Origin of the sequence: Virgibacillus sp. DJP39 (assembly GCF_049310925.1) — a bacterium.
Lineage (GTDB): Bacteria > Bacillota > Bacilli > Bacillales > Amphibacillaceae > Virgibacillus_F.
Map to the genome: position 1 here is coordinate 1 of NZ_JBMERP010000106.1, position 9,473 is coordinate 9,473.

The following is a 9,473-nucleotide window of genomic DNA, read 5'->3' on the forward strand; positions in this document are numbered from 1 at the left end:
AAAAGTAAAGATACGGTACAACCTGGAGAGCCAACTTTCAATAAGTGGCCGATTTTAATTGTATTAATTTCAGGGGCTTTCGTAGCCATTTTAAATCAGACGTTATTAGCTACGGCATTACCACATATTATGAATGACTTAAACCTGGATGCAAATGTTGCCCAATGGTTACAGTCTATTTTCATGTTGGTTAACGGTATTATGATTCCAATTACGGCGTTTTTAATTGGCCGTTATACTACTAGAGGATTGTTCCTTACTGCAATGGGACTGTTTGCTGTAGGCACGATTGTTTGTGCAGTCGCACCAGGTTTTGGAGTTTTAATGGTAGGGAGAATTCTACAGGCCTCTGGTGCAGGTATAATTTTACCACTTATGCAAACTATATTATTCTTGATTTTTCCTATTGAAAAACGAGGAATGGCTATGGGTATGTTCGGTTTAGTTATTTCTTTTGCACCGGCAATAGGTCCTACCTTATCAGGATGGCTGGTAGGACATTTCCCATGGAGAAGTCTATTCTATGTGATTCTGCCAATTATTATAGTTGATATCATTGTTGCTTACATCATTCTTAAAAATGTAACAAAGCAAACATTTCCCAAGCTTGATATCTTGTCCATCATCCTGTCTTCCTTAGGTTTTGGCGGCATATTATATGCATTTAGTACTGCAGGTGGAAGTGGATGGGATAGTATGCAGGTTATCGTTTCTATGATTGTAGGTATTATTGCACTTACTTGGTTTATATTCAGACAGTTGAAATTAGATGAACCAATACTTGAATTCAGGGTATTTAAAAATAAAGTTTTCACCTTAACTACTGTACTTGGAATGGTTGTATTTATTGCAATGATCGGAGGATCAATTGTATTACCGTTACTAATGCAGAATATGCTGGGTTTCACTGCATTGGAATCAGGCTTGATGCTATTGCCCGGAGCTCTTTTAATGGGGATTATGAATCCTGTTACAGGTAGGTTATTTGATAAATTTGGTGCTAGATGGCTGGCGATTATAGGATTATCCATTATAACCGTAACAACATTTATGTTTACTGATCTTTCTTCTGAAACAACATTTATGTACCTGACAGTAGTTAATGCTGTAAGGATGTTTGGAGTCGCAATGGTTATGATGCCAGTAACGACAGCTGGATTGAATCAGTTACCAGTAGATTTAATACCACATGGCACCGCAATGAACAACACAATGCGTCAAATAGCTGGGGCAGTTGGTACCGCATTGCTGATAACCGTAATGACAAATAGCGCCCTGCCAGACCAAGGTGTCAACGGAGCGGTACATGGTGTTAACGTGTCATTTATAGTAGCAGGAATCTTTGCTATTGTGGGTCTAATTATATCCTTCTTTATTAAAAGTCCGGAGAATAAAGCGGTTGATTCTAAGGCGTGATAGGCTTTAGGAATTGCTGAAATATGCACTTAACCTTATAATAGGAAACATTACCTAAAATAAGGAAGGAGGGGTGTCAGTTGCCCATAAACATTCCTGAGAAATTACCTGTAAGAGAAGCGTTAAAACAGGAAAAAATATTTATTATGGATGAGGACCGAGCAAGAACCCAGGACATCCGCCCATTAAATATAGTGATTTTGAATTTAATGCCTGAGAAGGAAAAGACAGAGCTGCAGCTTTTAAGATTATTAGGAAATACACCATTGCAGGTCAATATCACTTTTTTGAGAATGGCTACCCATGAGTCAAAAAATGTTAGCAAGTCCTATCTTGACACGTTCTATTCAACATTTGAGAGCATTAAAAATCGCCGTTTCGATGGTATGATAATTACCGGAGCGCCCATTGAGCGATTAGAGTTTGAAGAGGTAAATTATTGGGAAGAAATAAAAGAGATAATGGAATGGTCTAAACAAAATGTGACCTCTGTTCTTCATATTTGCTGGGGAGCACAAGCTGCATTATATTACCATTATGGAATTGGAAAATATGAATTACCTAAAAAATGTTTTGGCATTTTTAAACATCAGCTTTCCGATCCAACAATCAAGCTTGTTCGTGGATTTGATGAAGTTTTCAATGCACCTCATTCAAGACACACAACTGTTTCAAGTGAGGAAATAAGTAAAAATCCGGATTTAACATTGCTCTCATCCTCTGAGGAAGAGGCACCATTTATCATCATGTCTAAAGATGCAAAGCATATCATGATCACTGGTCACCTCGAGTATGATGCCATAACGCTTGCTGATGAATATAAGCGTGATATTCTTAAAGGGGAAGATGTTGCTATACCAAAAAATTACTTTCCGGATAACAACACAGACCAACGTCCACTGAACTCGTGGAGGTCACACACCCATTTACTTTTTTATAATTGGCTGAATTACTACGTTTATCAACAAACGCCGTTTGAATGGGACTGATTTTTATAGTAACGACAAGCAAGTTTTTTCCGGGAATTTGTATTACTAATAGATTGTTATTGATAAAACACTTACGCTTTTACCAACTCGGGTACAAATGCGGTATCAACTTAAGCTCACACTGTTAGCTTTAAGCAGTGAATAACATAAATAAAGGGGTGTAATTTAAAATGCAAAAACAAATTAAACTTGTTAAACGACCAGTAGGAACACCAACATATGATAATTTTGAATTTGTTGATACACATATCGGAGAACCTGATGAAGGAGAAGTACTCATACGAACAAACTATATATCAGTTGATCCTTATTTAAGAGGAAGAATGAACGATGCAAAATCTTATATACCACCATTTGAATTAAATTCAGTTATTTCAAGTGGCGTAATTGGACAAGTTGTCGAATCCAAATCCTCAAAGTTTCAGAAAAATGATATCGTAACAGGTCCGCTGGGCTGGCAGGAATATTCAGTTGCAAAAGATTCATCGATCCGTAAAATTGATGCTGATTTAGCACCAGCTACTGCTTACTTAAGTGTATTAGGTATGACTGGATTAACAGCTTATTTTGGACTTTTAGACATTGGACAGCCTAAAGATGGAGAAACGGTTGTTGTATCTGGAGCTGCGGGTGCAGTTGGTTCAATTGTCGGTCAAATAGCCAAGATTAAAGGCGCATATGTTGTTGGAATTGCCGGCTCTGACGAGAAAACAGCTTATCTAATAAATGAATTGGGATTTGATGCAGCAATCAACTACAAAACCCAAGACGTTAGAACGGCTCTAAGTGAAGCATGTCCAAAGGGAATTGATGTTTATTTTGAAAACGTTGGTGGAGAAATAGGCGATGCTATACTTCCATTATTAAATAAATTTGCCCGTATTCCTGTTTGCGGAGCAATTTCCTCATATAATAACGAGGAGGTAGATCTTGGACCTCGCGTTCAGGGTTACCTAATTAAAACCAGTTCGTTAATGAGGGGCTTTACTGTCGGTGATTATACTCAACGCTTTAAAGAAGGTTCACAAGCATTGGCTGGATGGCTGCAGGATGGTAAATTACAATATGAAGAGACAATTACAGATGGATTTGACCACACAATTGATGCTTTCCTTGACCTATTTAAAGGTGGGAATCTAGGAAAGGCAATTGTAAAAGTATCAGATATCGAGTAAAAAAGGTGCTGTTCATTAACTAATAAAATGAACAGCACCTTTCTTAACAATAATATTCTACATATCTCGACATATTTCGGGTGGCCAGGCACCGGTTTTAAACAGATTTAAAAAGGGTAAGTAAAAGAATCATAAGGTTTGGCATGTTAATAGCTAGCAGAGGAAAAGGGGTGAACACGTATGTTTCTTAATTTATTGCCAACTTCTATTAAAAAGTATTTTCTTATGTCTAAACGACAACGTCAACATGAATTACAATTAACCTTGTGGCGTACTCCATTTTTTTACATTGTAGCGACTATATTTCTTGTGGCGTTTACACTTTTTTTGGATGTTGGATTAGGACTGGCTGATTACACAAATGATTTTTTTCATGCTAGTTTCGCGACTACTAAGCTCCTGATCAGTGCATTGATTGGCGGTATTTTAACATTAAGTGCATTTACGTTAAACTCACTCCTCGTTGTGTTAACTACTTTTAGCGGTCAGTTTTCACCAAGAATGTTGCAAAACTTTGTAAAAGATAAACAAACCCAGCATGTTTTGGGAATATTCAATGGGAGCTTTGTGTTCGTCCTGGTTATGTTTCTTTTTATCAGCAGTCATCCTGTAGAATACTTTGTGGCTGTTCCCTTTGCGACGGCAGGTATTGCTTTTTTAAGTGCCCTTACTTTTATTTTCTTTATTAATCACGCTACAGCCTGGATGCAGGTTCACAACATAACAGATGGTATGAAGCGGGTTTCAGAAGAAATCATCCATGGATCGCTAAAAAAGGATTTAGAAAATTACCGAACCAATAATCCTGGAGATTTATTAAAAAAATATCAATCTGAAAAAAAGACGGTAAAAGCCACAATTACCGGTTATATACAGCTAATTGACTTCTATGAAATGGTTGAGGAAGCTAAAAAAGATAACATTATCATAAAGATTGAAACTAGAATTGGAAGTTTTATTTTAAAAGATAATCTATTATTATCCTATTGGGGACCTGGTGCAGAGGATGTCGATCCAAAAAAATATATAGATATGATTAATATGGGGCATAAGGAAACAGAAATTCAGGATCTTAAAATGACAATGAATAAACTTGCAGAGATAGCTATTAAAGCCGTTGGAAATTCTGATCCCAAGACAGCAACCAATACCATACACCAATTATCTGATTTGTTACTGACTATGGACAGAAATATTTCATTTTCACCATACCTGGCTGATGAAGATGAGCAAGTTCGTTTTATTATGGAGACAGAAGACTTTGATTATTACCTTTACCAAGGGCTGGGAACAATTCGTCATTATGCACAAAAAAATTATCCGATTATAACAGAGCTTATTGCGTCGATTGAGAGGCTTGCAAAATCAATTGATTCCACAAGACACGATAGTCTTTGGAATTTCTCCAGGAATACACTGGATCATATTTATACAGAGTTTATCTTTGATATTGATAGAGAATTATTGTTAAAAAAGGTTTATGACCTCGCGGATACCACTGGTCATCTAGGTGAATACATTGAAATTGAGGAACGCTTAAGAGATCCACAATTAAGAAAGTAGCTTGTATGTGGAAACCCATTTGTGGTCCACATACCAAGCGCAAATCAGTTTGTTAAGATCAATTGTAAGATACCTTGATTTCAGCACTACCCCTAGGGACGAAGAAAAAAAGCATTACACGATATCGTTTGTTGGAAATGCGTAGTGCATCGTGGCCATAAAAATTAATGCGTAACATTTTGTTATACAAATCCGTCTATACATATAACAAATAGAGTTTGCTTCTATATAAACACTTTGTGGAAGTAAATAGATGGGGTGGTCAAGATGAAAAAGTGGTCTGTAGTGGTTATTCTTCTAATTAGTGCTCTGTTGGTAGCCTGTAGTAGCGATGAAAGTAGTGAAGCAGGAGACATGGCAACTGCGGAGAGTTCTGAGGAATCCAAAAGTGCCAACACTGGAACAAATAATGCTAACACTGAGCGAAAACCTAACGCAGCAGAAGACAGCGCCAAGTCAAAAGAAAATGACGCGCAGCAGGTAAATAGGAAAATTATTTATACGGCAAATCTTCATATATTAGTGAAAAATTTTCAGAAGGCCGTGAAGGATATACAGAAGCAGGTTTCGGAACGTGGTGGATATATTGTTGAATCGAATATGTATGGTGATTCCGGAGAAGGATCTACAAATGGTCAGATAACCGCTAGAATCCCCCAGGATAAGTTTAGACAGTTCATTCAGTTTGTTGAAGAAGGCAGCAGTAAAGTCATACAAAGTTCTGTTTCAGGTCAAGACGTTACAGAGGAATACATCGATCTGGAGTCACGCTTAAAATCTAAGCGAGTAGTGGAAAAAAGACTACTTTCTTTTATGGAACAGGCAAAAAAGACGGAAGACCTTTTAACTATTTCAGAAGACTTGGCAACAGTTCAGGAAGAAATTGAAACGATAACGGGAAGAATGAAATACTTACAAAACAAATCTGACTTAGCAACCATCACGATAGAAATACAGGAAAAAAATGTAACAATTTCAGGGATAAACCAGGATGAGTTAAACACATGGGAAAAAACAAAGCAGCAGTTTTTACAAAGTATTAACTTTTTAATCGCAGCTTTTTCGGGCATCTTTGTTTTTCTGATTGGAAATTTACCAATACTTATCGTGTTTGGAATCATTGGTTTTGTTGCACTTATAATGGTCAAAAAGAAAAGAAAGAATAACCATTAAAAAATCCCCCCCACGAATAGCTGCTATTCGTGGGGGGATTTTTGGGAATGTAAAGGACGTCAGTAATCGGTAAGTGATGTCTTCAATTGAGTAAAAAGTTCGGCCAGATAACTAGGGGCTGTCAAGTAAAGAAGGCCATTTCCTTCCAACTTAGGTGATAAGCCTAATGGAACAGTTCGTTTAATTAATTGGGCATATAGCTCAGGCTCAGATAATTCTCGATCAAAATAATTGTTTGCCTCGATTTTGATTAACGCCAATGCTCCAGAAGCATGTGGCGCCGCCATTGATGTACCACTCAATGTTGCGTATTTGCCACCTAAGTACGTTGATAAGATTTTTTCGCCAGGTGCAACGAGATCGAGCTCATTATTAGAATTAGTGAAATCGGAAGAATGCCGGTTTAAATCAATTGCACCTACACTAATGACTTCATTATAGCTTCCTGGGTAGGCAAATTCATCTGTTGAAAAATTACCATCTCCTTCATTTCCAGCAGCACAAACGACAAGGATATTCTCGTTAACAGCGCTTTTGATAGCTTCATAAAGCTTGGGATGGTCTGTTGGCCCTCCGAGTGACATGGATATAATATCTACTTTTTGCTCGATAGCAAAGTTAATCCCATCAATGATCCAGTCATATTGACCAAAACCTTTTTTGTTCAGGACCTTCACAATGAGCAAATTTGCTTCGGGAGCTACACCAGTTACCCCTTCATTGTTTAGAGTGGCGGCAATTGTTCCTGCTACATGTGTTCCATGACCAGCATAATCCATATAAATAGCTGGATTGTCCGAATCATCATCTGTAAAGTTTTTTCCACCAACGACACGTTCCATTAAGTCTGGATGGTTTATGTCACATCCAGTGTCAAGAATCGCTACCGTGACACCCTTACCCTTGGTAACCTGCCAAATCTCCGGGGCCTGAATGAGTTTAATCCCTTTTGGAATCTCATTGTCAATTTGATCCATCTCTTCATTCACTAGGTATGGAATAACTTGAACATAGTTTTTCATTTCATTCCCTCCTGATACAGGATATACTAAATGTTATCTAACATTCTAACATTTTAGATTGTTTAGCGATAGATTCATAAGTAATAGGAAAATTTACATGACTGTTAGAGAAGAAGAATTAGTTTTTCATGTTATAATAGTGTTAATTATTATTCGTACGTAAGGAGATATAACATGAATTTTATTTCAATAGATTTTGAAACTGCAAATGAGAAAAGACACAGTCCATGTGCAATAGGGATTGTAGTTGCAAATGAAACAGGGATCGTTGATGAGTTTTACAGTTTAATTAATCCGCTTATGGAATTCAGTTCTTTTAATATAAGAGTACATGGCATAATAGAAGAAGATGTTAGTGACGCACCAACTTTTCCAGAAATTTGGCCGAAGTTCAGATCCTATTTAACTGATAATACCGTTATTGCTCATAATGCTAGTTTCGATATGAGTGTCCTGAGAAAGACATTGGATTACTTCAATCTTACATACCCAGACATGGAATATTTATGTACTGTAGAGATTTCCAAACGCATATGGCCGGATTTAATGAATCATCGTTTAAATACAGTTGCAGCACATCACAGAATTACCTTTGAACATCACCATGCCTTGGAGGATGCACGTGTTGCTGCACTGGTTTTAGTTAAAGCAATACAGGAAAATGGAGCAGAACATCTAGATGATTTTATTAAAATATGTAATATGAAAAAAGGGAAAATATATGAAAGAGGTTATGTAACTCCAAAAATTAACGCTAAACGACGTACCAAGAGAATGTATTTTTAAATTAATTAATCCAATATAAGGGACGGATTAACGTGTTAAATCACTTTAAATATAAGTATGATGGTGAATATTTCACCTTATTCTCTATGTCACATCTAATAATGCTGGCTATAACTATTGCCTGTATAATAGTTGTTTACAGTATGAGAAATAGTAACCATGCATTTAACATAAAATACTTTGTTCTATTTGGGTTGATTGGTTCTGAATTGACCTTAAACTTGTGGTATATATTCAATGGAGTATGGAATGTTGAAAATACATTACCTTTTCAACTGTGCTCCATCTCTTTGTACTTAAGTATTTTTATGTTAATCACTGAAAAATTTTTTCTATTTGAAATCACCTTCTTTTTAGGCATAGGAGGAGCTTTACAGGCTTTATTAACACCGGAGCTGTATCACGACTTTCCGCACTATCGTTATTTCCACTTTTTTGTGGCGCACATAGCTATTGTGCTAGCGTCCATTTATATGGCATCTGTAAAAAAATACAAACCTACACTAAAATCAGTCTGGAAAGCAATGCTAGCTTTGAATCTGATTGCCATTTTCGTTTATATTATAAATCAATTAACTGGTGGAAATTACATGTTTTTGTCCTGGAAGCCTTCTAATGCTAGTCTGATTGATTATTTAGGGGAATATCCCTGGTATTTACTGTCCTTGGAGTTTGTCGCATTAACAATGTTTCTTATTTTATATGTAGTTTTTCCAATTTATAGTTATAGTAGAATAAAGAAATAGTAATTAGTGACAAAGTTTTGTACTAATTTCTCAATCTAACTTAAAGCAGAAAGTGTATACATTACACTTTCTGCTTTTGCATTATAATCTGCTATTATATACAAATTTCATAACGATACATCGTTAGATTGTAATAACCCAAGAAAATAAAATAGATATTACTAGAAGCAGTAACCCAGCAACAAGACAAGGGATAGTTAAAGAAAATGTTATCTTGTAAGGGTTGAGGTCACTTTTTTTTCCTTCGACTTCATTTAATACTCGTACCGTAGGATTTGAATTTTTAATCAACCGTTTGGAACTTCTTACAATCCCATTAAAAAATCCTCCTTGCAGTACAAGCATTGCACTACTAACAACGGTTAAAAGGAGAGAATACATAAATAAACTGTTGATCAAATTTAACAGATTAATAGAATGGTCTATAAAAAGAGAGGAGATCGTTGCTATTGAAAGTGTTAACAAAACTGGAGATGCAACCTTACGTAACATAATAATTGCCACCTACTAAAAAAGATTGTAATTACACAATTATAGCACATTAAATAATCGTTTGAAAATTAAAATAATGCTTGACTAGTTGAATAGATAGGAGTAACTTAA

General features: G+C 36.1%; 9 protein-coding genes. 7 read left to right on the forward strand and 2 right to left on the reverse strand.

Going from position 1 to position 9,473, the window contains the following annotated elements; all coding sequences use genetic code 11:
• Nucleotides 1-51: 51 nt before the first annotated feature.
• From ACOI1D_RS19695 to ACOI1D_RS19715, 5 genes are all read left to right on the forward strand, one after another.
• Nucleotides 52-1,416 (forward strand): MDR family MFS transporter, encoded by a 1,365-nt coding sequence (locus tag ACOI1D_RS19695; protein WP_422503707.1) that lies wholly within the window; start codon nt 52-54, stop codon nt 1,414-1,416.
• Between the two features lie 80 nt (nt 1,417-1,496).
• Nucleotides 1,497-2,405 (forward strand): homoserine O-acetyltransferase MetA, encoded by a 909-nt coding sequence (metA, locus tag ACOI1D_RS19700; protein WP_422503697.1) that lies wholly within the window; start codon nt 1,497-1,499, stop codon nt 2,403-2,405.
• Nucleotides 2,406-2,575: 170 nt separating this feature from the next.
• Nucleotides 2,576-3,580 (forward strand): NADP-dependent oxidoreductase, encoded by a 1,005-nt coding sequence (locus tag ACOI1D_RS19705; protein WP_422503698.1) that lies wholly within the window; start codon nt 2,576-2,578, stop codon nt 3,578-3,580.
• A gap of 180 nt (nt 3,581-3,760) precedes the next feature.
• Nucleotides 3,761-5,143 carry a DUF2254 domain-containing protein gene (locus ACOI1D_RS19710; protein WP_422503700.1) on the forward strand — a complete coding sequence of 461 codons (1,383 nt, stop codon included), beginning with the start codon at nt 3,761-3,763 and terminating at the stop codon, nt 5,141-5,143.
• Between the two features lie 267 nt (nt 5,144-5,410).
• Complete coding sequence (locus tag ACOI1D_RS19715; protein WP_422503702.1) at nt 5,411-6,316, forward strand: DUF4349 domain-containing protein; 906 nt, start codon at nt 5,411-5,413, stop codon at nt 6,314-6,316.
• 59 nt (nt 6,317-6,375) lie between these two features.
• Here ACOI1D_RS19715 and ACOI1D_RS19720 read toward each other — a convergent pair whose 3' ends face one another.
• Nucleotides 6,376-7,338, reverse strand: a complete 963-nt coding sequence (locus ACOI1D_RS19720) for a S8 family peptidase (protein ID WP_422503703.1) — start codon at nt 7,336-7,338, stop codon at nt 6,376-6,378.
• Between the two features lie 174 nt (nt 7,339-7,512).
• On the opposite strand from ACOI1D_RS19720, the gene ACOI1D_RS19725 reads away from it, so the two are divergent.
• Together ACOI1D_RS19725 and ACOI1D_RS19730 are read left to right on the forward strand one after the other, a co-directional pair.
• Nucleotides 7,513-8,124 carry a 3'-5' exonuclease gene (locus ACOI1D_RS19725; protein ID WP_422503704.1) on the forward strand — a complete coding sequence of 204 codons (612 nt, stop codon included), beginning with the start codon at nt 7,513-7,515 and terminating at the stop codon, nt 8,122-8,124.
• A gap of 32 nt (nt 8,125-8,156) precedes the next feature.
• Complete coding sequence (locus ACOI1D_RS19730) at nt 8,157-8,870, forward strand: TIGR02206 family membrane protein (RefSeq protein ID WP_422503705.1); 714 nt, start codon at nt 8,157-8,159, stop codon at nt 8,868-8,870.
• Nucleotides 8,871-8,993: 123 nt separating this feature from the next.
• Here the strand turns inward: ACOI1D_RS19730 and ACOI1D_RS19735 are convergent, their stop codons facing one another.
• Nucleotides 8,994-9,362, reverse strand: coding sequence for a DUF3899 domain-containing protein (locus tag ACOI1D_RS19735; RefSeq protein WP_422503706.1), 369 nt, complete (start codon nt 9,360-9,362; stop codon nt 8,994-8,996).
• Nucleotides 9,363-9,473: the final 111 nt, after the last annotated feature.